This is a genomic window from Paenibacillus marinisediminis (assembly GCF_054343325.1).
This window is the reverse complement of sequence record NZ_JBTGUH010000004.1, coordinates 204,914-227,634: the sequence shown is the minus strand read 5'-3', so window position 1 is coordinate 227,634 and position 22,721 is coordinate 204,914. Positions and strand designations below refer to the sequence as shown.

The following is a 22,721-nucleotide window of genomic DNA, read 5'->3' as shown; positions in this document are numbered from 1 at the left end:
ATTTCCCCGTTACAGCGAGCGAAACTCGCGGGCTAGGTGAGATAACGGGGAAAAACCGTGTTACAGAGTCGGGGTCGTGCACGGATGGGGAGGCTCGCGCGAGTTAACCGGTTATTTCCCCGTTACAGCGAGCGAAACTCGCGGGTATGGTGAGATAATGGGGAAAAACCGTGTTACAGAGTCGGGGTCGTGAACGGATGGTGAGGCTCGCGCGATCTAACCGGTTATTTCCCCGTTACAGCGTGTGAAACTCGCGGGTTAGGTGAGATAACGGGGAAAAACCGAGTTACAGAGTCGAGGCTGTGCACGTATGGGGAGGCTCGCGCGAGGTAACAGGTATTTTCCTCGTTACAGCGGTCGAAGCTCGCGGGTTAGGTGAGATAACGGGGAAAAACCGAGTTACAGAGTCGAGGCTGTGCACGTATGGAGAGGCTCGTGCGAGCTAACGGGTTATTTCCCCGTTACAGCGGTTGAAACTCGCAGGTTAGGTGAGATAACGGGGAAAAACCGAGTTACAGAGTCGGGGTCGTGCACGGATGGAGAAGCGTTTCGTGAAAAATTGGTGCGGCAGCAGCAATTTCGATATAATAAATAAAGACTTCTTATGAGAGGAACGATGAAATGTGACCGTTTCATTTACGGATTATAATTTAGCTCCGGGTTTAGCCGAAAAGCTGCAAGCCCGAGGAATAGATAAACCTTCACCTGTACAGATGGAGGCGATACCGGCAGCGTTGAATGGCAGCGATGTTATCGCACAATCTCAAACAGGGACAGGCAAGACCTTTGCTTACCTGCTGCCCGTATTATCGCGCATGGATTGGGATCAGCGCACGCCGCAAGTGGTTATTGTCGCGCCGACACAAGAGCTTGCGATGCAGATTGTTCGAGAGGCGGAAGCGCTCGGTTCTGAGCTTGGCCTTGTGACGGCACCGCTTATCGGCGGGGCTGCGCTTAACCGTCAGCTCGACAAGCTGAAGCAGCGTCCTCAGCTAATCGTCGGGACACCAGGACGCATACGTGAGATTATCGAGATGAAGAAGCTGAAGATGCATGAGGTGCGCACGATCGTCATCGATGAGGTAGACCACGTGCTTCAGAAGAGCGGTGCGCGAGATACCGAAACGATCTTGAACCGCGCCCAGCGAAGCCGTCAATTGTTGTTCTTTTCTGCGACATTGCCGCAGGAAGTTAAAGCGCTCGCGGCGAAATGGATGAATGAGCCCGTTCAGATCGGCATTGAGCCGGATAAGCGTGTAGCAGATACAATTGAACATCTTATGTTTGTAGTCGAGGAACGCGAGAAGATTGATATGCTGAGACGCTTGGTTCGACTATGGGAACCTAAACGCGCTATCGTGTTTGTGAACGATTCGCAGCAGATTGGCGAATGGGAAGCGAAGCTGAAGTATGCCCACATGTCTGTTGGCTCGCTGTATGGGGATGCCCCCAAGCAGGAGCGCGTCAATGTGCTGCGCCGTTTCCGTGACGGCGAATTCCAACTGCTGCTGGCGACGGATGTAGCTGCACGCGGCTTGGACATTCCTGAGCTTCCATACGTATTCAGTCTGCAGCCGGCGCTTGACGCCGAGCACTATGTGCATCGTGCAGGCCGCACTGGACGAATGGGGCGCAAGGGAGTATCGGTCAACTTGATTACAGAACGGGAACGCTTTATTATGCGTAAATTTGAACGTGCGCTGAACATTACGATTGCGGAAAAAGTTTATTCGGGCGGTAAGCTTATTAAGCCAGAGGATAAGAATACAGCTAAGCAGCGTATGCGTCCTCAAGCAGCTCAGACTCCTGCTCGCGACAAGTCGGGTGAACGCCATCGTGAACGCAAGAATAAAGGGGCGCCTAAATGGCTGAAGTCAAAGCAGAGCGACAGTATGAAACGTTCATAAAAGTAATGGATCATAGGAATTGTTGAATAAAGATCGTCCATAGAAACGGGAGGAATGTTTCAATGTGGCCGAAAAAGCATAAAGCTCAGGCTCGAGTAGACGAGCAGGTTCTGGTTATGGCGAGCAGCAAGAAGATGGTGATCGTCTTTATCGCTTCTCTGCTGCTTGTCTTAGCTTCTGTGTGGCTGGTTACATTTCAAGAAGGCAACACCGTTTGGAATACAGTAGGCACTGTTACGGCCATTACTTTCGGAATATCGATGCTGTACGCGCTCTTTCGGCTAGTAAAGCCGAAGCCGGCTGTCATCGTGAATGCTGAGGGCTTTCAAGATCAAACAACTTCGTTAGGCAGCAAGGCATTTATCCGTTGGACGGAAGTAGAAGAATTGTTCTTGTATGACTATATGGGGCAGCGATACTTGGGAGTTCGGCTGCGGAATCCGGAGCATTACATCACGAATCAGGCGGCATGGAAGCGTCCAATGCTTCAAGCGAACCTCAATCTGGTACGAGCTTCCATTAACATTCCTCAGTCTGCCGTCAATGTTTATTTGGAGCAGCTGTTGACGATGATGCAGCGGCGCTGGGTCAAGGCAAACAAGATACTTCAATAACAATCGTATGTATTAAGTTACAGTTGTGTGGTTGATAATTGAAAAACTTCCCTATATACTCTATCATTGGAAATTGTAGAAAATGTTGAAACGTGAGAGAGGGGGAAGTAAGTTTTGCATAAGCACAAATGGTACAGATTGTTAACGATTTTCCTGGTTATGGTGATGCTGAGTGGATGTATGAAAGAGAAGCCGGTAATAGAGGAACTGGCGAAGGATGGTTCAGGTAAGCTGCGGGTTATGTATTACGATGAAGAACAATTCTATCGGGAATATGGGGCCTTCTTTTCAATAGAATATCCGGACATCGAAATTGAAGTTGTCAGCACGAATTCTTTGTATCAAAACAATCCAGATGAGAAGGAACCTGTTGATCCAGAAAAGAGAATGCTTGACTTCATCGATAAAGAGAAGCCGGATGTGATCATGACGGATCTTCAAAGCATGAAAAAGCTAGTTGATGCAGGCAAGCTGTACGATCTAGACCCTATCATTCAACAAGAAAAGTATAATCTGGACGATATATTGCCAGGGCTGATCGATCTTATTCGAGAACAGGGGAATGGCGGACTCTATGGTCTAGCACCTAAATATTATACTCAGGTCATGTTCTATAATGCCGACTTGTTCAAAGAGCACGGTATTGAAGTGCCGCGCAATCAGATGAGCTGGAAAGAGGTATTGGAGCTCGGTGCTCGCTTCGGTAAGATCGGATCTGGCGAAGATCAAATATACGGACTTGCAAATCAATACCGAACTTCAGCTGATATCCTGTTTGATATGGCAAGAACTTCCAATCTACAGCTGGTAGATGCGCGTGGCGAAAAGGTGCTGATTGATTCACCAGCATGGCGCGAAATGTTCAACACGATTGTCAATGCGGTTAATAATAATGCTATTCAAGTTGTAAAGCGTGACCAGAACAACGAGTTCGGCTATTCACCAATGGATTCTGCATTTATGAGCGGCAAAGCAGCTATGGCTATGGAGAGCTTGTGGATGGCGCAGCAGCTGGAAAACATGTCTCGCTGGAATCCGGAGATGAAGGCATTTGATTGGCAGATGGTAACGATGCCTGTAGATCCAAACTCACCCAACGAGTCAGTATATGTAAGTTCTTACACGGTGCTTGCTATTAATGCGGAAGCGACTAACAAACGGACTGCTTGGGAACTGATCAAATTTATTAACGGTCCTAAAATGGCCAAAGCATCATCTAAGATTACAAGCGGTGATTTACCGACACGAATAGCCTATACCAAAGAAATAGCTGGAAGAAGTGCCGAAGCTGCAACGATGTTAAGACCGAAGCTCAATACAACGGACATGTATACGGTGTTTGCTGAGCAGAATATCTCATATGAATTTTTTCAAACCATGAATACGATTGTTGTGAAAGCTATCGATGATATGGTAGCAGGTAAATCTGCTGACGAGGTGCTGCCAGCGCTGCAACAGGATCTTCAAGTAAAGCTGGTGGAAGCGAAGAAAGCTGGAGCTAAGCAGGCTGAGAATGCTGGAGCAGCTGGTGGAGGCGGCGATTCTGTTACCGTAACACCTGCAGGATAATGAGTACAAGCTATGAAGGCCTTTCTCCCTGAGAGAGGTCTTCTTTCTTGCGCTTGTTCGCATCTTGATGCTGAATTCGTTATAATCAAGGGTAGATAAGAGAGGTGAAAGGCTATGAAGCCATTGCTGGAAGTAGAACATTTGACCGGCGGCTACAGCATCGGTCGTCCCGTGCTGCATGACGTCTCGTTTACCGTTGAACCGGGTGAGATGGTCGGTCTGATTGGCTTGAACGGTGCAGGCAAGAGCACGACCATGAAGCATATTTTGGGCCTAATGGAGCCGCAGGGAGGCAAGGTTAACATAAAGGGAGCGACATTGGCGCAAGACTCAGAGAGCTATCGAGCTGCTATGGCATATGTACCGGAGTCGCCGCTCCTTTATGAAGCCTTGACTGTACGTGAACATATGATCTGGTCCGCTACAGCATACGGAGTACCAAGAGAAGAGATGGATGCCCGCTTAGAGCGTCTAGCTTCCATGTTTCATATGAAGCCGCATCTGGACAAGGCCGCTCAGCATTTGTCGAAAGGGATGAAGCAAAAGGTCATGCTGATGAGCGCTTTTGCTGTCAGACCGCCGTTATACATAATTGATGAACCTTTTCTAGGATTGGACCCGCTCGGTATTCGATCGCTTCTGCAGTTTATGCAGCATTTGAAGGAAGAGGGGGCTGCTCTGCTCGTAAGCTCGCATATCTTGTCAACGATTGAAGGGTATTGTGACCGCTTCATCCTGCTGCATCAGGGGCGGGTGCTGGCTGCGGGAACTGCCGCTGAATTGCGAGAGCAGCTGCTTGCGCAAGGAGGGCAGGTACAGCCTGAGGCTAGGCTTGAGGATCTGTTCTATGCTTGGGTCGGCGGCAATGACGATGATGAAGGCGAGGGCTTGGCATGGCGCGATTGAGCCCGTCTCAGCAAGGTCAACGTGAGCGTCCGAATGTCAGCGACTGGATTCAGCCTGAGCTGCTCTGGGCGAGCCGAGTGCGCGCATTTTGGATGGATATTTTGCCTTACATGAAGTATGTGATCTCTAGCGGTCTCGGAACACTGCTTGTGTTCGGCTTCGTGGCGGGTACGGCTTTATACGCATCATTCGTTGATCGCATCCCTCCAGGATTCCCAGTGCAAGAGCTGTCGTGGATCGTGTTGTCGCCGCTCGCGGCTTATATGACGTATCGCACTTATCTGGTTCCGGCGGATGTAGCCTTCTTATTGCGCATCGAACATAGGCTGCAGCCCTACTTTAAGCGTGCGATAGTATCAAGCTTCATCCCGCGGGTTATCTTGCTGCTAGCTGCGTGGTGCGTGCTATGGCCGCTATACTATCGTGCAGCTGATTCTGCTAAGGATTTTCTCATCACAATGCTGTTTCTCTCACTAGTGAAGGCAGTCGCAGCGTACGGCGCTTGGACCGAGCGTCATATTCCGGATAAGCGCTGGCATATGATCTTCCGTCTGGCGCGCTATCTATGGGCGTTTGGCGCTGTAGGCGCTTGGCTCTGGCTATCGGCATCTATGGCGGGCCTTATCACAGGCGCGGCAGGTATCGTATATATTATGGCGTGCCGATTCGTACCTAAGCTGAGCTTCGCATGGGAGGCGCATATTGATGCAGAGCGAACACATGTAAGCCGGATCCATACGTTTATGAGCGGCTTCGTTGATTTGCCTGCGACAGATGAGCGCCGCTTCGCGCGTCCTTGGCTCAACAAGCTAGGGGATCGCTTTGCTTTCCGACAGGAGCATGCTTATCGCTATTTGCTAATGAAGACCTTGATACGAAGTGAATTGCTCGGAATGTTAATCAGACTTACCGTAATCGGAGTTGTCCTGCTGTGGTGGACAAGAGATACGGAATGGAACAGTCTAGTCTTACTGCTATTTCTCGTCGCGATCGGGGCACAGTGCAATGCGCTGTTCCAACTTCATCGTCACGACGTCTGGCGGCATCTATATCCGATTCCCTCTGGCTCTAAGCATCGAGCTGCACTGCAGCTTGGCACAGAGCTGCAGACCGCAACGGCAGTCATATTATTCGTTCCGATTGCATTCGGATCGACATCAATCGAATACAAGCTGCTAATTCTATTCGGGATTGTGCTGGTCATTGGCTTGTTCCGAATGAGAGGCAACGGGAAGCGATATCGGAATGAGTCGAACGACGATTAGAAACTAACAACGAACAGCCCAAGCGGGAGTGGTAGGAATCCATTCTGCTTGGGCTGTTTAGATGTATAGACATCATGTTTATTATGAGGCATGCGGATCAGTTAATTGGTGCGCCAACGATGATTTGCGCGGGAGTAGGTGAGATGTCTGTACGAAACGAACGGTTCCTGTCTTCGCCCGCAGGACGATGGAGTGTGTTTCTGCTCTGCCGCCAGGCAGCATGCGGACGCCTTGAATCACATCTCCAGGTGTAATGCCGGTTGCGGCAAACAAGACATCCTTATCTCCAACCATATCGACGGTCGTCAGTCGGCACAAAGGATCTTTCATCCCCATCGCATAACAGCGCTGCAGTTCATTATCGTCGCCTGGCATAAGTCGGCCTTGAATATCACCGCCTAGGCATCTCAGTGCGGCTGCAGCAAGAACGCCTTCAGGCGCTCCGCCTGAACCCACATACAGATCAATGCCTGATTCGGGAAACGCGGTTGCGATAGCTGCTGCAACATCTCCAGCTCCGAGCAGCTTAAGGCGAACTCCAGCTTCGCGAAGCTCCTGAATCTCCTGTTGGTGACGTTCGCGATCCAGTATAGCCACTGTTAAGTCGGTTACCCGCTTGCCTAGCCGCTCAGCTGCTTTCCGCACTGTAATGGATAGAGGATCATCCAGATCAACAATCCCTTTGAGTGCAGGACCGACGGCGAGCTTCTGCATGTACATATCGGGAGCATGCAGCAGTTGTCCTGCAGGAGCTATAGCGACGACAGCCATCGCGCCGTTCAAGCCGTTCGCAACAAGCTCAGTTCCTTCCACAGGGTCAACCGCAATATCAACAGGGGGACCTTCTCCTGAGCCAAGCTTCTCGCCGAGATAGAGCATCGGTGCTTCGTCCATTTCTCCTTCACCAATAACGACGGTTCCTTGAACGGGAATGTATTGAAATTCATGACGCATAACGGTGGTCGCTGCATCATCGGCTTCATTCTTCATTCCGCGTCCTACCCAATGTGATGCTGCAAGCGCAGCGGCCTCGGTTATTCGGGCTAGTTCCAAAGTTAGTTGTCTCTCCATGTTGTCCTCCCATCGCGTCCTTATATTGTGACATTAATATGATATATGCCGTTTCAATGTTGTATCATAAATAATAATATGATATAAAATATATGAAAGCAAGAGGGGGCTAAGCCCGAAATATTACGAATATTTCTCATACAGCAAGAAGAAGGACGATCTAATTATCCGCATCTGCACAAGCTTTTTGTTCTTAATTCACATATAGAACGTCATATATATGATGAAATAAGGATATCTATTGGTTTGCTGCTGATGTGAGGCATTATTAATCAAGTATGAACTATCGGAGGGCTGCCCCATGAAACCAATTACCATTGTTTCGACAGAGCATATGTTTGTAACATCAACCAGACTGCCAATCGTGCAGGAGATCGTGATGGCTTCGGGAGACAAGGCGCTTCAACGCGCACTCCGCAAGCTGCGTCCGATGATGGAGAGCGATCTTGAACAGCTGCTCCTGGAAGCAACGAAAACCCCGCTCGCTGTCAGATTGCTGGATACACCATTGCCGCAGCTGTTGGATACTTCATCAGAACAGTTGAGCTCAGAAAGCGCGAAGCGTGATGAAGAGCTGTTTTCAGCGGTATATGACATGCAATTAGAAGCTTTATTCAGAGCTTGGCTGCGCTGCCGTACGCAGGGCGCATACCGCATTCCTGTGGTTGTTCTTCCTTCTAATTCAATGGTTGAAGTAGACGATCTTCAGCAGTTGACGAAGCTGGTAGCGAAGCAGGTTCTCGGTGAGGAATATAAATATTGCCATTATCGGGTCGAACGTGAGACCTCGGCACTTGCGTGATCGGAGTTTATTTCGATAAACTGGTGTTAGAGTGTATTCTCGATCCGTTGTAGGGAGTGATCTGTTATACAGCTGACATCGCGTCAATTAGACATTATTCAATTCGTACAGCATCATGCACCGATAACAGGTGAACAGATTGCCGAACATCTGGGGGTAAGTCGGCCGACCATTCGATCAGACTTATCCCTGTTAGTCATGCTCGGGTATCTGGATGCTAAACCGAAGGTTGGTTATTTTCCGGGCAAGCAGTCTCGATCGGAGGGTCCGCTTCCGTTGGAGCTGCGCGTTAAAGATGTCATGTCGATGCCGGTCATTGTACGTGAGACATCTACTATTAATGATGCGGTCGTAGCCTTATTTCTTGAAAATGTAGGCAGCTTAACCGTAGCCGATGAGGACAGCATGCTGCTTGGAGTCGTATCACGAAAGGACCTGCTGAAAGTGACGCTAGGTAATCCGATGGCTGCTTCTATGCCTATTAGCTTCGTCATGACTCGGACACCTCTGATTACTGTGCAGCCTGAGGACACGGTGCTTGATGCAGCGAGAAAGCTAGATGAGCATCAGATCGAAACATTGCCAGTAGTTATTCCGCACCGTGCTCAAAAGCAGTTGGACAAGTGGGAAGTGGTTGGCCGTATTACGAAAACGACGATGACGAAGGTGCTGCTTCGAATCGCCAAAGGATAAAGGACGGAGGGAGAGTCGGAATGGATTCTTTGAAGCAGCATTCACCGCACACCATCACGATCTGCTCGGATTCGGTGGGAGAAACAGCAGAACGTGTAGCCCGCGCTACTATGAGACAATTTGACGGCCATGAAGTGAATATTCGCCGCTTGAGTCATATTAAGAATGAAGATGAGATTCGCACCATCATGGAAGGAGTTAGTCGTGATGGCGGATTCGTCGTTTATACGCTAGTTCAGCCGGAGCTGCGCGAGATGATGAGAGAAGAGGCGATCCGCTTAGGCGTTCGCGCGGTGGATATTATGGGACCGATGATGCAAGCCTTCATCGATACGTTTAATGATTCGCCAAACCGCAAGGTCGGGATGATGCATCAGTTGGATGAGGAGTATTTTAAGCGGATCGAAGCGGTCGAATTCACGGTTCGCTGCGATGACGGTCATGATACGACATCACTGATGCAAGCAGATATCGTCTTGCTCGGATTGTCGCGCACCTCGAAAACACCGCTTAGCATATTCTTAGGTCATAAGGGTTATAAGACGGCGAACATTCCGCTCGTTCCAGAAGTAAAGCCTCCGCAGCAGCTGCAAGATGTGGCTGGCAACCGTGTGTTCATTCTGACGATGAAGGCGGATCATCTGCTGAAGATTCGCACGGAGCGCTTGAAAGCGATGGGGCTGCCGGCTGAAGTAATGTATGCGACGCTGGAACGTATCGAAGAAGAGCTGGAATATGCTCATGCGCTGGCGGAGCAGCTTGGCTGTCAGGTTATTGACGTGACAGACAAAGCCATTGAAGAGACGGCAGGGATTATATTATCCAAGCTATAAGAGCAGAAGACATATAGAGAAGCCGAGCAGGACTTCGGAGTATATCCGAATCCTGCTCGGCTTCTGTTATGGATAGGGTGTTCATTTTACATAAAAATAATGTTATCCCTGCAGATCGAGCACGCCTTGATAGATCAGGTTGAACAGGTCTTCCAGATGCTCTTCCTCGATGCAAGAGAAGGCAACTCGCAGGTCGGTTTCTCCTAAAGCGATCGTGCCGATTCCATATTGATTCAGCAGATGATTGCGAAGCGTCTCCGCATCGACGGTGTTCAACTTCAAGCACATAAAGTATCCGGAGTTAAATGGATAATACGTCCACACGTTATCATATTTTACGCTGTCCAGCAGCTCTTTCACGCGATTCGCGCGGCCCTTCATAATCGTGAATTTCTCTTGCTTCTGCGCTTCGAATTCAGGAGACTGAAGTGCGTGCATAACGAAGGTTTGAGACGGATGCGGTCCGCTGGAAATGACTGAACGAATAATTCCCATAGTCTTCTGTTCGAGCGCTGCAAGCAGCTCTGCGGAGGATGCCCCGTAAGTGATGAAGCCTACACGGAAGCCCCATACATATTCTTCTTTCGTCGCGCCGTCTACCTTCACTGCCAACACGTTAGGGTGGATGGATGCAAGGGTACCAAATAAGGATTCATGCATGGAATCCTCAAAGAAGAGACCGAAATAGGCGTCATCCGTTACGACAACGATCTTCATTCCAGCTTCCGCAGCTTCCACAATAGCATTGACGATCGCCTTGCCTTCCTCACGTCCCGGCGTATAGCCTGTTGGGTTGTTCGGGAAGTTCAATACGACAATCGCTTTGCCCTTATCCTTGTTAGCGAGCAGCGATTCGCGCAGCCCTTCACTGTTGAAGGTGTTTGCTTCGTTATAGAGCGGATAGTAAACCATCTCAGCTCCACGGCGAATATTGAACGTCAGCTCATAGTTCTCCCAGTTCTTATCCGGCATAATAACAGGGTCGCCTTGATCAGCGAATAGATCAGCTACGATGCTGAGCCCGTGCGTGAGCGCATTGGTCACAATCGGATTGCTGATGAGCTTGCCTTCGAGAGCGGGATTCTCTTTTATCATCTTTTCACGCCATAGCTTGCGCAGCTCAGGCTTGCCTGCCGGCGGTGCATATGGATAAATGTCCTTGGGATTAAAAGCGGAAAGTTGGTCCTGAATGACCTTCAAATGCATTGGCACATTGCCTTCTGTAGCGATACCGATTGTGGCATTATATTTCTTGGCTTTGCTTGATGCCTCAGCGGACTGGCTCAGAATACCTTCCTTCGGGAAGTATATGAGCTGCCCTAAACGGGATAGCATGCCATACACCTGTTCATTCTCTTGACGAATCGTTTCGTTCAACTGCTGCGCGATTGGGTTCATCTCTTCCATCCTTCCAGTCTCATTCTTGAATAACTTGTTCCTTATTATAACATCATGGCGAAATGTAGTCATCGGCATTTGGAAAGAAGTGGTGGGGGATGCAGCTTAATACTGCTGGTAAATAACGATAATGAATTCAGGATTGGGATTTGCGGTGGGGACAGAGCTGTTCCATCCATTCAAGGGTCTCCATATCACTATCTGCCTGGCGATTCCGCAACCCTTCTATGATCTGTTCACGCTTGCTGCTTCCTGCGTTCTGGCCGAACTTGAACTTGGCGGTTATGTCCGAGATGCTTAGCTTGTATACGAGAATGGCGGCATCCTGCTTAGCATAGCCTTCAAGCGACCAATCGAAGGGCTCATATCCGCCTTCTGGCTGCAGCTTTTCCATAAACGCGGTGAAGAAGCGCGTCTTCTCATCAGGGTCGTTCACGATGCTCATCTGCCCGCGGATATGAACCGATCGAAAAAATGTAGTAGCCGGACAAGCATAGACAGGATCCGTAAAATAAGACGGGATCATCGCGTGCATCTCAGAAACACTGAACGAAGCAAGCGGGCATGCAGCTAGCAGCTCTACTTTCTCTCCCTTGCGGCTGCTATGAAAATAAACAGCTTGTTCCTCTGGCAAATAGGCAAATAGGATCGGTGTTAACCGCGGATATCCATCAGTACCGTGAGTTCCTAGTACACCATAGGCTTGTTCCTGTAAAAAGGCTGTAATAAGCTCCTGATCGTGAATCTCAAATTCGGATCGGCGCATACATGTTCCCCCTCTTTATTGAGTTGTTCCCCATCTTACAAATCAATTGGATTGTTTGAAAGATCCAATTCGTTATATTATGAATGTACCAGTTGGAGTTATTGTAGGGATGTATCTATATAGGTTGTGTGGTCCGAAAATAAATAGAGGAGGCTTCACCATGGACGGATGGGGAACGTACTATGCCGGAATCGCACAAGGACTAGGCAAAGGCGAAGCCTTGTACCGCGCTCTACGGCAGCGTATCTCTGAAGGCTTGCTGACGCATGGCGACAGACTGCCTTCGACTCGTGAGACAGCGAAGATATTGGGGCTGTCGCGCGGCACGGTCATCATCGCGTACGAGAGTCTGATCGCGGAGGGCTACGTGGAGTCCGTGCCCGGCGGATATACGAAGGTATCCGCCAAGTTCATTCAGCAAGGCGCCTCAGCGGAGGGCGCGCTGCCGGCGATATCGAAGCGGGGACAGGCGGCGATAGACGCGGCGCGCAAGCTGAAGGAGCGGGAAGCGGTTGTGCACGTCAAGGACGAGGTCGATCCAATCGACCTACGTCCAGTGGAGCACGTGCACTCGTTGTTCCCGCACGAAGCGTGGCGGAGGTGCCTGCGTGCCGCGGTGCGCAGCTGGAGCTGTGCCGGCGCGAGGAGCGGAGCGCCTATGCCGTCGCTGCAGCAGGCGATCGCCGCCCATCTGATGCGCTGGCGCGGCGTGCACGCGTCGCCCGAGCGCATCATCGTCACGAATGGCTCGCAGCATGCTTTAATGCTGCTCGCTTCGTTGTTCGTGGACGAGGGCGACCGCGTGCTGCTGGAGACGCCGGGCTACGTCGGCATCCGCGCCGCGGTGCTGGCTGCGGGCGGCGTTCCGGAGCTGTTCGCGGCGGATGAGGAGGCAGCGCTGCAGGAGGCGCTGCTGCACACCTCCGCACGTTTGGCGATCGTCACGCCGAACCGCCAATTCCCGACGGGGCGCACGATGGGCGCCTCCGCGCGCGCGGCGCTGCTTGCCTGGGCCAAGAATCGCGAAGCCTTCGTCGTCGAGGACGACTTCGACAGCGATTTCGGCTTTGGCGGCAAGCGCTTCGAGCCGCTGCAGGCCGCCGACAGAAGCGGCCGCGTCATCTACATCGGCTCATTCTCGCGCACCATGAGCCCGAATCTGCGCATCGGATATATGCTGCTGCCAGAACGGCTAGTCAGCTTAGTTCAAGCTGTATTAGCCGTTAACGGGCAGCATGCGATGCCTCGAATTGAGCAATCCGCGCTCGCGCTGCTGATGCAGAGCGGGGAATATGAACGGCATCTGCGAAGGGTCAATCGAGAAATTCGCCGAAAAGCGCAAGAATTTTGCAATATCTTGCAGGAATATGCAGGTCATTTGTTTAATTGGTATGCTGATGATATTGGTTTCCATTTGTATGCCCGTTGGCGGCAGGCCCCAGAACAGTATGTGCTATGGTCGCAAGAGGTTGCGCGCTTAGGCGTGTTGTTGAGAGATGGGGATACTTATATAGATGAAGTAAACGTCTCTCAGAGCGCTATATTTGGCATTGCACATGTTGATGAGAATAGGTGGCGGGAAGCTTGCTTGCGAATGCGCAATGCTTGGGATACGATATCAGCTACATACATATAGGGATATGGATATACCCTTCATGATGGATTATTTAAAGGGGGCATCACCGTGTTACATGCAGCGCCGACTTCGTTCGTATGGAAGCCAGCCATAGCGAAGATTACGTGCGAACCGAATTGGAAGTGGCAGAAGCGAGAGAAGCCTCTACCCAATTTTGATTTATTTTACGTGTGGAGTGGAGAAGGGGAAGTCATTCTGAATGATATGCCTTACGAAGTAAGCAAAGGGAGCTGCTTCCTGTTTCGTGCAGGCGACCATACAAGCGCAACTCACAATCCTCAGAAGCCGTTAACTTTAACGTATATTCATTTTGAAGTACAAGAGTCATTGACGGATATTCCAGCGCCATACCGCAAATTGATAGAGACCGTCGACTTCGAGCATATGTTGGCTAGATTTGTACGTTTGTACTTAAAGAAGCCGTATGCTTATGAGACGGAGATTCAGCTGGTGTTGAAGCAATTAATGATCTATTTGCTGCGCGTGGATCGAGAAGTGCCGGATGAACAGAACGCCAGCCATCAGCTTGGCGCATCGATATATGAAATTGCGAATTATATTCGTCAGAATCCCGGCAAGCCGCATCGGATCGAAGACTTAGCAGCTCGCGCACAGCTATCGCCGCGCTACTTCTCTGTTAAGTTCAAAGAGATGATCGGCATGTCTGTGCAAACGTATATTATACGTTCACGCATCGAACGCGCGGAGCATCTGCTGCATCATGAGGGGATGAACGTTACGGAAGTGGCGGATGCGCTCGGCTATCGCGATATTTTCTTTTTCAGCCGCCAGTTTAAGCAGTATACGGGCCGAAGTCCATCTGAGATTCGATAACATGACAAAAGAGGCTGCCTTCGTAGTAGATGTCTACTTGAAGGAGAGCCTCTTTTTCGTAATGAATCGAATAAGATCGTGTTAGACCCAGCCCAATGCGCGTGCAAGCTGAGCGGTTGTAAAGGTAACTGCAATAGCGATGCCAAGTGGAATAAGAGCAGATAACAACGTCCACTTCTTGCTCTTGGTCTCCTTGTAGATATTGAACAGTGTCGTGCCGCAAGGATAGTGGAGCAAGGAAAACAGCATCATATTTAACGCCGTCAGCCACGTCCAGCCATGGTCCAGAAAGATTTGTTTAATGTTGTCGATGCCATCAGCATCAACCATAGCGCCAGAGGATAAGTAGCCCATCAACAGAATAGGCAGTACGATCTCATTAGCTGGAAGACCGAGCAGGAATGCCATGATAATGAAGCCATCCAATCCAAGGAGCTGACCAAACGGATCAAAGAAGGCTGCCATATGGTTAAGGATACTGTCACCGCCCACGAAGGTATTGCCGAGGATCCAAGTAATAATCCCTGCTGGAGCGGCAACAATGACAGCGCGCTTTAATACGTTCCACGACTTATCGCGAGATGATAATAGGATCGTCTTCCATATTTGCGGGCGGCGATATGGAGGAAGCTCCAACGTGTAATGTGTCGGTACGCCGCGCAGTGCAGTTTTGGACAGTACCCATGAAACAGTTAACGTAACCACGATGCCTAACAGCACCATTCCCATGACGACAGCGGCAGTAGCAAATGTCTGAAGTCCGCTCGTTGTACTCACAGTCAGGAAGAGGGATGACAGCAAGATTAACGTAGGCCAGCGTCCATTGCACGGAACAAAGTTATTCGTAATGATCGCCAGCATTCGTTCGCGCGGAGATTCAATGATCCGAGTGGACATGATCGCGGCGGCATTGCAGCCGAAGCCCATCGACATCGTGAGCGCTTGCTTGCCATGTCCGCCAGCTCGTTTAAACATACGGTCCATATTGAAGGCAACGCGCGGCAAGTAACCGAAGTTCTCCAATAGCGCAAATGTAGGGAAGAAGATAGCCATAGGCGGCAGCATAACGCTGATGACCCAAGCTGAACCGCGGTATAGACCTAGAACCAAGATGCCATACAGCCATTCCGGAGCATGAACTGCCTGAAAGAATGCTGTAATATAGCCTTCAATGAAGGCGAACATATCAGCAAGCATAGCAGAAGGGACGTTTGCTCCAGCGATCGTGATCCAGAAGACAACGGCCAGCATCGCCAGCATAATCGGAAAGCCCCATATCTTCGATGTTAATATGCGATCAAGTTTATAAGTGCTAGAAAGCTTAGTCTTATCCTTATACTGCACAGCCTCACTGCATATTTCGCTAGTAGTCTTATAAATATTGCTTACGATGCTGTCTCGAACGCTGTCTCCGGTTGACATGCCGCGAGCTCGATCCAACAGCGCGTCAAGTGAACTGGAATTAGCGGCATCAGTGGCAAGCCGTTTGTCCATAAGCCAGCACCTCCTTCGTCTGTGGATGATCTTCGCGATTCAGCCATTGCTTTAGAGAAGCTAGCAGACTTTCATCGCCATCCAACAATCGCAGTGCCACCCAACGAGCGGGCAGCCGATCACCGAGCATCTGCTTGATTAACGGTTCAAGCTCGCGCAATTTGTGTTCAATATCCTCGTTATAAGAGATATGAATCGGATTAGGTATGATCTCACCTGACGCAACCCTCAGCACCTGCTTCATTAATTCTTGAATGCCCGATTTGTTGCGCGCTGAGATAGCTATTGTCGGTACCCCAAGCTTCTGCTCGATCGTTTTTAAATTAATATGGATACCAAGACGCTTCGCTTCATCCATCAGGTTAATGCATACGACGACGCGATTGGTCATCTCTAGCACCTGCAGAGCCAGATTGAGGTTGCGTTCAAGGGATGTAGCGTCAAGCACGACAATGGTAACGTCCGGTTGTTCAAATATGATATAATCCCGCGCAGTCTCTTCATCAGCGGAATTCGAGTACAAGGAATACGTACCGGGCAGGTCGACAAGTTTATATTCCACATTTTCAAATGTATAGATGCCTTCCGCGCGAATGACGGTCTTTCCCGCCCAGTTTCCGGTATGCTGACGCAGTCCAGTCAGCGTGTTAAATAAGGTGCTCTTGCCTGTGTTCGGATTACCTGCCAAAGCAATTGTATAGGATGCCATCAGATTACCCTCCTAACCGTTCTCCCCATATTAATGAACTTTCTTCACTGCGCAGAGCAATGGTCGTATTGTTGACTCGAAATGCAATCGGGTCTCCCAAAGGGCTTTTCTGCAGTACTTCAAGGGTATTGCCAGGTACAAACCCGAGATCTAATAATCGTCTGCGCATGACGCCCTGAACCTCGATTCGAGTGATACGCAAGATGCTGCCTGTTCCTGCTTCATATAAAGTCGTAATAGTTGAAGTCATAAAAGTGACCTCCTAATTTTCGTATAGGACATAAAGTTTGCCGAGTGCAACTTTCAAGGTACAAATACCTTACTGAGATAAAAGATTGATACAGTATAGTCATGTAAATGAAAATGGTTCTTATTTGCTGCGGTGATTTTAGTATACACCAACGTTTTTTCACATACAACAAAATCTTTCTCTTGTGCAACACTTTAGGTCTAGTCCAACTATGTGAAAAAAATCTCAACTCTATGATTTTTTTCACTTCTCATGAGAACGATTATCGGTTATAATAACTGATAATGATTATCAATTCGGAAACACCGTTTGAAAGGAGCAATCATAATGAGTGTAGTATTCTCTCTCGTGACGACAGGGTTGTTTGTAATTACAGGAATCTGTTCTGTGATCGTCATTAATCATCACCGCCGCGTTCAATCCTGGCATGCTCAACGAAACGCTTCTGATCTATCCTAACGAACTTCTTAACGATATTCTCAAGCTGATTCAATATTTAGAAACCAAATATATGTGAATGAAAGAAGGGGCTGTCCCAAAAGTAGATTTTTTCTACCTGGGAAAGCCCCTTATTTTTCGGCTCACTAATGCGGTTGTAGCGCCTGAGATGCAGGTTTTTGACGTCTCAACATAAATTCGATAGCTATCTACAAGAGCCGGGAGCGGACACACGAGCCGCTATTTGCAGCAAACACCACTAATTCGCCATACTAGCGGACCGTAGAGCCGTTATTTGACCTGAATAAGCCGTCTAGTGCTAGTTTTGAAGCAAATAGCGTCATCTGTGTCCGCAAGCCTTCAAAAAATACCCCGAAATCATGAAATAGCGGCCCCTGTGTCCGTTCAAGCGCGGGTCATACTCATTGGTGTAGAAACAAAGAAGGGTTGTCCCAAAAGTCATGAGAAAAATGACTTTTAGGACAGCCCCTTTTGTTTCTGACAATTAATTTCCAATCGATACAAGACGAAGTAAAAATCCTCGGCTTCATGTAAATATCCTCTGTTTTCGTCGATATAGCCACCCCGTATGATGTAGTTACCTGATTGGATTCAAATGATGAATTCCTGTGGCAGGGAACTTGAAGGAGGATACAGATATGGAGCATGGCAGAGAAACAAATTTGAAAAGGGGCCATTCATTATCTCAGATCTGGATGAGGTTAGCATCTTCATCTAAGTTTGTAGGTTATTTGTTTGTAGCGCCCATCCTCATATTTATGGGGATTTGGTTTTACTATCCATTATTGCAATCCTTTATATACAGCTTCCAGGATATCAGCTTCCTGAATCCGGACGCTGCTAAATTTATTGGGCTGCAGAACTATACCGAGATGCTGAAGGATCCCGACTTCTGGGGAGCATTAAAGAACTCTGTTATTCTGACAGCGGTTGCTGTACCGCTGCAGACTATCATCGCATTGCTCATCGCGGTGGGTCTGAACAAAATTACTCGCATGAAGACAGTGTTCCGCACCTTGTACTATCTGCCTTACATTACCTCTACCGTTGCCGTAACAACTGTATTCATGTATTTGTTCATGCAGCAGGATGGTATTGCTACGAAGTTCTTCACCTTATTCGGGATGGATGACGTATCCTGGTACGCCAGTACTAAGTATGCCTTGCCATTCTTAATTATACTGACGGTTTGGACATATGTCGGTTTCTATGTGGTGGTCTATCTGGGGGGATTGCAGAATATTCCTAACGACATCTATGAAGCCGGCATGGTAGATGGTACGAATGCGTGGCAGCGCCTGCGTTACATCACGATTCCAATGCTAAAACCAACTACCTTCCTCGTGTTGACATCCGGGTTAATCTTTGCGATGCAGATCTTCGACCAGCCGTATGCACTTGCTCGGAATGGTTCGCTTGGAAGTCCTGCAGGGGCAACGAGCACCATCGTTATTTACTTCTACAGCCAGGCGTTTAGCTTTAATCGTGCCGGATACGGAAGCGCCGCTGCATTTATCATTTTTGCGCTGATCATTCTGTTTACCGTTATTCAAAAACGCTTTGTTAAGGAGGACATCTGATCCCATGAATAATCGAGCAAAGACATTCATTCGATATGTCCTGTTATCACTTTGTTCCATCGTATTTATCATCCCGTTCGGGTATGCCATCTACACCTCTTTATTAAGCAAGAGCGATATTGGCCATTGGGTCGGAATTTCGAAATTGACGTTCGAGAATTACAAGGACGTATTCATAAACTCGGATATGATGATATGGTACATGAATTCTATCATCGTTACGCTAGGGATTCTGATCGGGAATCTAGTCATCAATACGACGGCCGCCTATTCGCTGTCTAGATTGAATTATCCGGGACGCAAACTAATCTTCTTCATTATTATTGGGATGATGATGGTCCCTTACCAGGTAACCATTATTCCGATTTACTCGATGATTGTTAAATTAGGATGGCTGAACAGCTATCAAGGTCTAATTATTCCATTCATGTTCCAAGGCTTCCTGGTCTTCCTCATGCGGCAATTTATGATGAGTATTCCGAAGGAATTGGAGGAGGCTGCAGAAGTGGACGGATTGACCAAGATCGGGACCTTCTTCCGCATTATCCTTCCGCTATCTAGAGGAGCGATCGCAACTCAAATTATTTTCAGCTTCACAGGGACTTGGAACTCGTTCGTATGGCCTGTTACGTTAGTCAACGACAGCCGGTGGTATGTGTTAACGGTCGGCTTAAATACATTGAAGAACCGCTATTTCGAATGGCCTAACCTGACGATGACAGGGGTTGTGCTGCTCACGCTGCCGATCATTATCGTATTCCTGATCTTCCAGCGTCATCTGGTTCAAGGGGTTGCAACGACAGGCTTGAAAGGCTAATGACGAAAAGGGAGAAGGAGGCTGTTCACATGTTGAGATATGATATGGGCGAAGCGGAGTTGAAGAATTGGGTCATTGAGGAGACGGAATTTGATGTAAGGCATTTGGCCAAGTATGAGACGATTATGTGTCTGGGCAACGGCTATATGGGCATTCGAGCCTGTACGGAGGAATCGTATCCGAAGGAAACGCGCAATTGCTTTATTGCAGGCACATTCAATAAATTTAATGATACGGAAGTGACCGAACTCCCGAATATCGCAGATGTTACGGAGCTGGGTATTTATATTGACGGGGAACAATTTCATTTGGAGAAAGGGAGTATCGAGCAGTATTCGCGGGTATTAAATCTCCGCATTGGAGAATTAACTCGTCGTGTGCGCTGGCATAATGGCAAGGGAAACATCGTTGAGATGGTATTCCGTAGATTCGTATCTTTGCATAACAAGCATCTGCTCGGTATGAAGGTAGAATTGACACCGCATATGGCGTCAGAGATTACGATAAAGTCCGGGATCAACGGACAAGTGACGAATTCCGGCGCGCAGCATTTCATTGAGGGAGATAAACGCATCCACGATAAGAAAGTTATTCAGTATACAGCCACAACAACGGAATCGCATATTCATGTGGTGACTCATTGCCAGCATCGGTTCCTCGTTGACGGTACGGAAGTGAATACAGAGCCGCGTCTTTCCATTGAGCGGAGGAAGGCTACTGTAGAGCATAGCTTCTCGCTAGAATCGGGACAGACCTTGGTTATCGAGAAGATCGCGAATATGCACACCTCCCTGGATCTGGAGCATGTAGATCAGGATGTAGCCGCAGTATGTGCGGAGTCGCTTCGGGAATTGTGTCAAGAGACGTTGAAAGGCTACGAGCAGCTGCTGGAGGAGAGCAGCAAGGCGTGGTTGAAGAAATGGGAAGCGTCGGATATCCAGATCCAGAGCAAGAACGATTTCGATCAACTGGCGCTTCGATTTGCGCAGTATCATCTCGTCCTGATGGCTCCGGCTCATGACAACCGGTTTGGCATTGGAGCGAAAGGCTTGACAGGCGAAGGGTATAAAGGACACTCCTTCTGGGATACCGAGATATTCATTCAGCCCTACTTCTTGTTTACAGAGCCTGCTACAGCCCGCAAGCTGGTCGAATATCGATACCATACGTTGGACGGAGCCCGTCGCAAGGCGGCAGCGAACGGATACCAAGGCGCCATGTATCCATGGGAGTCAGCCCTTACGGGTGATGAGGTCACCCCTGAATGGGGTCCTGTGGATGTGGTCACGGGGACGCCAACCAAGATCTGGACAGGGCTCATCGAGCAGCATATTACGAGCGACGTGTCATACGGCGTCTGGCAGTATTATCTGACTACGGGTGATCAAGAATTCATGGACACCATGGGCTACGAGATCATCATGGAGACAGCTACCTTCTGGGCCAGCCGCTTGACTTGGGACGAATCCAATCAACGTTATGAGATTCGAGGAGTCATTGGACCCGATGAGTATAAGGAGCATGTAGACAATAACGCCTTTACGAACTATATGGCTCATTGGAATATGCGGACAGCGATTGCTTGTTATGAACATTTGCAGCAGGAATCATCGGTTGTGTGGGAACGCTTAAATGAACGTCTGCATCTTCAAGCAGCGTATAAAGAATGGATTCAGAAGGCAGAGCTTATTTATCTTCCGCAACCACGGGAAGCGGATCTAGTCATCCCGCAGGATGATACGTACCTGACGAAGCAAATCATTGATTTAACGAAATACCGCAATCAAAAGGAAGTGGGCTTGATCCTAGAAGACTATAACATGGAACAAGTGAACCAAATCCAAGTATCGAAGCAGGCTGATATAATGGTGCTCTTCTATTTGCTCGAGCATTGCTTCAGTAGTGAAGTGAAGCAGGCGAACTGGAACTACTACGAGCCGAAGATGCTCCATGATTCTTCGCTTAGTATGTCGACTCACAGCATTCTCGCTTCGGATTTAGAAGAGATGGATCTTGCCTATCAACTGTTCGAGCAGGCAGCAAGAATTGATCTTGGACAGAATATGAAGTCTTCGGATCAGGGAATCCACACAGCTTCCATTGGCGGCATCTGGAAATGTGTCGTATTCGGATTTGGCGGCGTGCGTGCTGTTAACGGTCAGCTCCGAATCCAACCGCAGCTACCGATATCATGGGATTCGTTATCCTTCCCGATCTATTGGCAGGGGGATCTCTTGAAGGTTCATATGACGCACGACACCATTGACATTGTAAAGGTTACGAATGTGCGGCCGTCACTCAGTTTAACAGTTCAAGGACAGCAGTACACTCTTTCAAATACGGATGGGCTGACAATTCCGCTGGCTGGAAAGGAGAATTCTGTTGGACAAATCAATTAAGGCGTTTATTTTTGACCTCGACGGCGTTATTGTGGATTCTGCAGAATATCATTATCAAGCTTGGGGACAGCTTGCAGCGGAACTCGGCATTCCATTTGACCGTTCGTACAATGAGCGTCTGAAGGGTGTAAGCCGTATGGAATCCCTGGAGCTGATTCTTGCGAACTCGAAGGATGATCGGACATATACGCCATCCGAGAAAATGATGCTGGCAGATCGCAAGAACGAGAACTACAAGCAGCTCATCCAACAAATCACGCCAGCGGATCTGCTTCCTGGAATCGCACAGCTACTGCAAGATTTACGGAACGCTGACATCCGGATTGGACTAGCTTCGGCAAGTCACAACGCTCCGATGATTGTGGATCTGCTGCAGGTGGCAAGCTATTTTGATGTCATCGTGGACCCGGGTACATTAAAGAAAGGCAAGCCCGATCCCGATATCTTTCTGACCGCAGCCGCGCTGCTTGGAGTTGCGCCGGACAGCTGTATCGGAGTGGAGGATGCCGAGGCTGGAATCGAAGCGATCCGACGCGCAGGGATGTTCGCCGTTGGCGTGGGAGATCCAGTCTCCATGCAAGCAGCTGATATGGTGATATCACATGGGGATGACATGAACTATGCCAATATTATCGAACACTGTCGAAAGCTAACAAAAAAAGTCTATTTATAGATAAGAGGCATGATATGATTGGGTCAGGAATTAGTTTCCTGATTCA

22 protein-coding genes are annotated in these 22,721 nt (G+C 48.9%); 16 read left to right on the top strand and 6 right to left on the bottom strand.

Translation table 11 applies throughout. From position 1 onward, the window contains the following. Positions 1 to 302: 302 nt before the first annotated feature. From ACXX53_RS12215 to ACXX53_RS12190, 6 genes are all read left to right on the top strand, one after another. A complete protein-coding gene (locus ACXX53_RS12215; protein WP_458568928.1) occupies positions 303 to 446 on the top strand; it encodes a hypothetical protein in 144 nt (47 codons plus the stop codon). Positions 447 to 713: 267 nt separating this feature from the next. Beyond that, on the top strand, positions 714 to 1,907 hold the full coding sequence (locus tag ACXX53_RS12210; protein WP_458568927.1) for a DEAD/DEAH box helicase: 1,194 nt from the start codon (positions 714 to 716) through the stop codon (positions 1,905 to 1,907). Between the two features lie 62 nt (positions 1,908 to 1,969). Then, on the top strand, positions 1,970 to 2,521 hold the full coding sequence (locus ACXX53_RS12205) for an STM3941 family protein (RefSeq protein WP_458568926.1): 552 nt from the start codon (positions 1,970 to 1,972) through the stop codon (positions 2,519 to 2,521). Positions 2,522 to 2,635: 114 nt separating this feature from the next. Continuing rightward, on the top strand, positions 2,636 to 4,090 hold the full coding sequence (locus tag ACXX53_RS12200; RefSeq protein WP_458568925.1) for an ABC transporter substrate-binding protein: 1,455 nt from the start codon (positions 2,636 to 2,638) through the stop codon (positions 4,088 to 4,090). 114 nt (positions 4,091 to 4,204) lie between these two features. Then, positions 4,205 to 4,996 (top strand): ABC transporter ATP-binding protein, encoded by a 792-nt coding sequence (locus tag ACXX53_RS12195; protein ID WP_458568924.1) that lies wholly within the window; start codon positions 4,205 to 4,207, stop codon positions 4,994 to 4,996. Continuing rightward, positions 4,984 to 6,261, top strand: coding sequence for an ABC transporter permease (locus ACXX53_RS12190; RefSeq protein ID WP_458568923.1), 1,278 nt, complete (start codon positions 4,984 to 4,986; stop codon positions 6,259 to 6,261). The genes ACXX53_RS12195 and ACXX53_RS12190 overlap by 13 nt, the downstream gene beginning before the upstream one ends. Before the next feature lie 81 nt (positions 6,262 to 6,342). On the opposite strand, the gene glpX is transcribed toward ACXX53_RS12190, so the two are convergent. Continuing rightward, positions 6,343 to 7,332 carry a class II fructose-bisphosphatase gene (gene glpX / locus ACXX53_RS12185; protein WP_458568922.1) on the bottom strand — a complete coding sequence of 330 codons (990 nt, stop codon included), beginning with the start codon at positions 7,330 to 7,332 and terminating at the stop codon, positions 6,343 to 6,345. A gap of 301 nt (positions 7,333 to 7,633) precedes the next feature. Between glpX and ACXX53_RS12180 the strand changes: the two genes are divergently transcribed. The 3 genes from ACXX53_RS12180 to ACXX53_RS12170 all read left to right on the top strand — a co-directional run bounded on the left by ACXX53_RS12180 (position 7,634) and on the right by ACXX53_RS12170 (position 9,660). Further along, positions 7,634 to 8,134 (top strand): hypothetical protein, encoded by a 501-nt coding sequence (locus ACXX53_RS12180; protein ID WP_458568921.1) that lies wholly within the window; start codon positions 7,634 to 7,636, stop codon positions 8,132 to 8,134. A 66-nt stretch (positions 8,135 to 8,200) separates the two neighbouring features. After that, complete coding sequence (locus ACXX53_RS12175; protein ID WP_458569057.1) at positions 8,201 to 8,827, top strand: helix-turn-helix transcriptional regulator; 627 nt, start codon at positions 8,201 to 8,203, stop codon at positions 8,825 to 8,827. 20 nt (positions 8,828 to 8,847) lie between these two features. After that, positions 8,848 to 9,660 (top strand): pyruvate, water dikinase regulatory protein, encoded by an 813-nt coding sequence (locus ACXX53_RS12170; RefSeq protein WP_458568920.1) that lies wholly within the window; start codon positions 8,848 to 8,850, stop codon positions 9,658 to 9,660. Positions 9,661 to 9,762: 102 nt separating this feature from the next. Here the strand turns inward: ACXX53_RS12170 and ACXX53_RS12165 are convergent, their stop codons facing one another. Together ACXX53_RS12165 and ACXX53_RS12160 are read right to left on the bottom strand one after the other, a co-directional pair. Then, positions 9,763 to 11,058, bottom strand: a complete 1,296-nt coding sequence (locus tag ACXX53_RS12165) for an aminotransferase class I/II-fold pyridoxal phosphate-dependent enzyme (protein WP_458569056.1) — start codon at positions 11,056 to 11,058, stop codon at positions 9,763 to 9,765. Between the two features lie 136 nt (positions 11,059 to 11,194). Then, positions 11,195 to 11,824 carry a pyridoxamine 5'-phosphate oxidase family protein gene (locus ACXX53_RS12160; RefSeq protein WP_458568919.1) on the bottom strand — a complete coding sequence of 210 codons (630 nt, stop codon included), beginning with the start codon at positions 11,822 to 11,824 and terminating at the stop codon, positions 11,195 to 11,197. Positions 11,825 to 11,984: 160 nt separating this feature from the next. Between ACXX53_RS12160 and pdxR the strand changes: the two genes are divergently transcribed. Both pdxR and ACXX53_RS12150 read left to right on the top strand, forming a co-directional pair. Then, on the top strand, positions 11,985 to 13,460 hold the full coding sequence (pdxR, locus tag ACXX53_RS12155) for a MocR-like pyridoxine biosynthesis transcription factor PdxR (protein ID WP_458568918.1): 1,476 nt from the start codon (positions 11,985 to 11,987) through the stop codon (positions 13,458 to 13,460). A gap of 48 nt (positions 13,461 to 13,508) precedes the next feature. Next, positions 13,509 to 14,294, top strand: a complete 786-nt coding sequence (locus ACXX53_RS12150) for a helix-turn-helix domain-containing protein (RefSeq protein WP_458568917.1) — start codon at positions 13,509 to 13,511, stop codon at positions 14,292 to 14,294. Positions 14,295 to 14,375: 81 nt separating this feature from the next. On the opposite strand, the gene ACXX53_RS12145 is transcribed toward ACXX53_RS12150, so the two are convergent. Genes ACXX53_RS12145 through ACXX53_RS12135 form a run of 3 tightly spaced genes read right to left on the bottom strand, consistent with a single transcriptional unit; the run spans position 14,376 to position 16,747 of the window. After that, positions 14,376 to 15,788 carry a nucleoside recognition domain-containing protein gene (locus tag ACXX53_RS12145; RefSeq protein ID WP_458568916.1) on the bottom strand — a complete coding sequence of 471 codons (1,413 nt, stop codon included), beginning with the start codon at positions 15,786 to 15,788 and terminating at the stop codon, positions 14,376 to 14,378. After that, entirely contained in the window at positions 15,766 to 16,497 is a 732-nt protein-coding gene (locus tag ACXX53_RS12140; protein ID WP_458568915.1) for a FeoB small GTPase domain-containing protein, read from the bottom strand. Before ACXX53_RS12140 ends, ACXX53_RS12145 begins: the two co-directional genes overlap by 23 nt. A gap of 4 nt (positions 16,498 to 16,501) precedes the next feature. Next, a complete protein-coding gene (locus ACXX53_RS12135; protein ID WP_458568914.1) occupies positions 16,502 to 16,747 on the bottom strand; it encodes a FeoA family protein in 246 nt (81 codons plus the stop codon). A gap of 327 nt (positions 16,748 to 17,074) precedes the next feature. On the opposite strand from ACXX53_RS12135, the gene ACXX53_RS12130 reads away from it, so the two are divergent. From ACXX53_RS12130 to pgmB, 5 genes are all read left to right on the top strand, one after another. Beyond that, the gene (locus ACXX53_RS12130) at positions 17,075 to 17,206 is read left to right on the top strand and encodes a hypothetical protein (protein WP_458568913.1); all 132 of its coding nucleotides are present in this window, start codon (positions 17,075 to 17,077) and stop codon (positions 17,204 to 17,206) included. Positions 17,207 to 17,844: 638 nt separating this feature from the next. After that, entirely contained in the window at positions 17,845 to 18,786 is a 942-nt protein-coding gene (locus ACXX53_RS12125) for a carbohydrate ABC transporter permease (RefSeq protein WP_458568912.1), read from the top strand. Between the two features lie 4 nt (positions 18,787 to 18,790). Beyond that, positions 18,791 to 19,603, top strand: coding sequence for a carbohydrate ABC transporter permease (locus tag ACXX53_RS12120; protein WP_458568911.1), 813 nt, complete (start codon positions 18,791 to 18,793; stop codon positions 19,601 to 19,603). A 29-nt stretch (positions 19,604 to 19,632) separates the two neighbouring features. Further along, positions 19,633 to 22,002 (top strand): glycoside hydrolase family 65 protein, encoded by a 2,370-nt coding sequence (locus ACXX53_RS12115; RefSeq protein WP_458568910.1) that lies wholly within the window; start codon positions 19,633 to 19,635, stop codon positions 22,000 to 22,002. Beyond that, positions 21,998 to 22,675 (top strand): beta-phosphoglucomutase, encoded by a 678-nt coding sequence (gene pgmB / locus ACXX53_RS12110; protein ID WP_458569055.1) that lies wholly within the window; start codon positions 21,998 to 22,000, stop codon positions 22,673 to 22,675. Before ACXX53_RS12115 ends, pgmB begins: the two co-directional genes overlap by 5 nt. The last annotated feature ends 46 nt before the right edge of the window (positions 22,676 to 22,721 follow it).

Bases quoted from the DNA above. Each gene is read 5' to 3' on its own strand.
- ACXX53_RS12210 (WP_458568927.1), top strand. From the start codon at position 714: ATGGAGGCGATACCGGCAGCGTTGAATGGCAGCGATGTTATCGCACAA.
- ACXX53_RS12205 (WP_458568926.1), top strand. From the start codon at position 1,970: ATGTGGCCGAAAAAGCATAAAGCTCAGGCTCGAGTAGACGAGCAGGTT.
- ACXX53_RS12195 (WP_458568924.1), top strand. From the start codon at position 4,205: ATGAAGCCATTGCTGGAAGTAGAACATTTGACCGGCGGCTACAGCATC.
- ACXX53_RS12190 (WP_458568923.1), top strand. From the start codon at position 4,984: ATGGCGCGATTGAGCCCGTCTCAGCAAGGTCAACGTGAGCGTCCGAAT.
- glpX (WP_458568922.1), bottom strand. From the start codon at position 7,332: ATGGAGAGACAACTAACTTTGGAACTAGCCCGAATAACCGAGGCCGCT.
- ACXX53_RS12180 (WP_458568921.1), top strand. From the start codon at position 7,634: ATGAAACCAATTACCATTGTTTCGACAGAGCATATGTTTGTAACATCA.
- ACXX53_RS12170 (WP_458568920.1), top strand. From the start codon at position 8,848: ATGGATTCTTTGAAGCAGCATTCACCGCACACCATCACGATCTGCTCG.
- ACXX53_RS12165 (WP_458569056.1), bottom strand. From the start codon at position 11,058: ATGAACCCAATCGCGCAGCAGTTGAACGAAACGATTCGTCAAGAGAAT.
- ACXX53_RS12160 (WP_458568919.1), bottom strand. From the start codon at position 11,824: ATGCGCCGATCCGAATTTGAGATTCACGATCAGGAGCTTATTACAGCC.
- pdxR (WP_458568918.1), top strand. From the start codon at position 11,985: ATGGACGGATGGGGAACGTACTATGCCGGAATCGCACAAGGACTAGGC.
- ACXX53_RS12145 (WP_458568916.1), bottom strand. From the start codon at position 15,788: ATGGACAAACGGCTTGCCACTGATGCCGCTAATTCCAGTTCACTTGAC.
- ACXX53_RS12140 (WP_458568915.1), bottom strand. From the start codon at position 16,497: ATGGCATCCTATACAATTGCTTTGGCAGGTAATCCGAACACAGGCAAG.
- ACXX53_RS12135 (WP_458568914.1), bottom strand. From the start codon at position 16,747: ATGACTTCAACTATTACGACTTTATATGAAGCAGGAACAGGCAGCATC.
- ACXX53_RS12130 (WP_458568913.1), top strand. From the start codon at position 17,075: ATGAGTGTAGTATTCTCTCTCGTGACGACAGGGTTGTTTGTAATTACA.
- ACXX53_RS12125 (WP_458568912.1), top strand. From the start codon at position 17,845: ATGGAGCATGGCAGAGAAACAAATTTGAAAAGGGGCCATTCATTATCT.
- ACXX53_RS12120 (WP_458568911.1), top strand. From the start codon at position 18,791: ATGAATAATCGAGCAAAGACATTCATTCGATATGTCCTGTTATCACTT.
- ACXX53_RS12115 (WP_458568910.1), top strand. From the start codon at position 19,633: ATGTTGAGATATGATATGGGCGAAGCGGAGTTGAAGAATTGGGTCATT.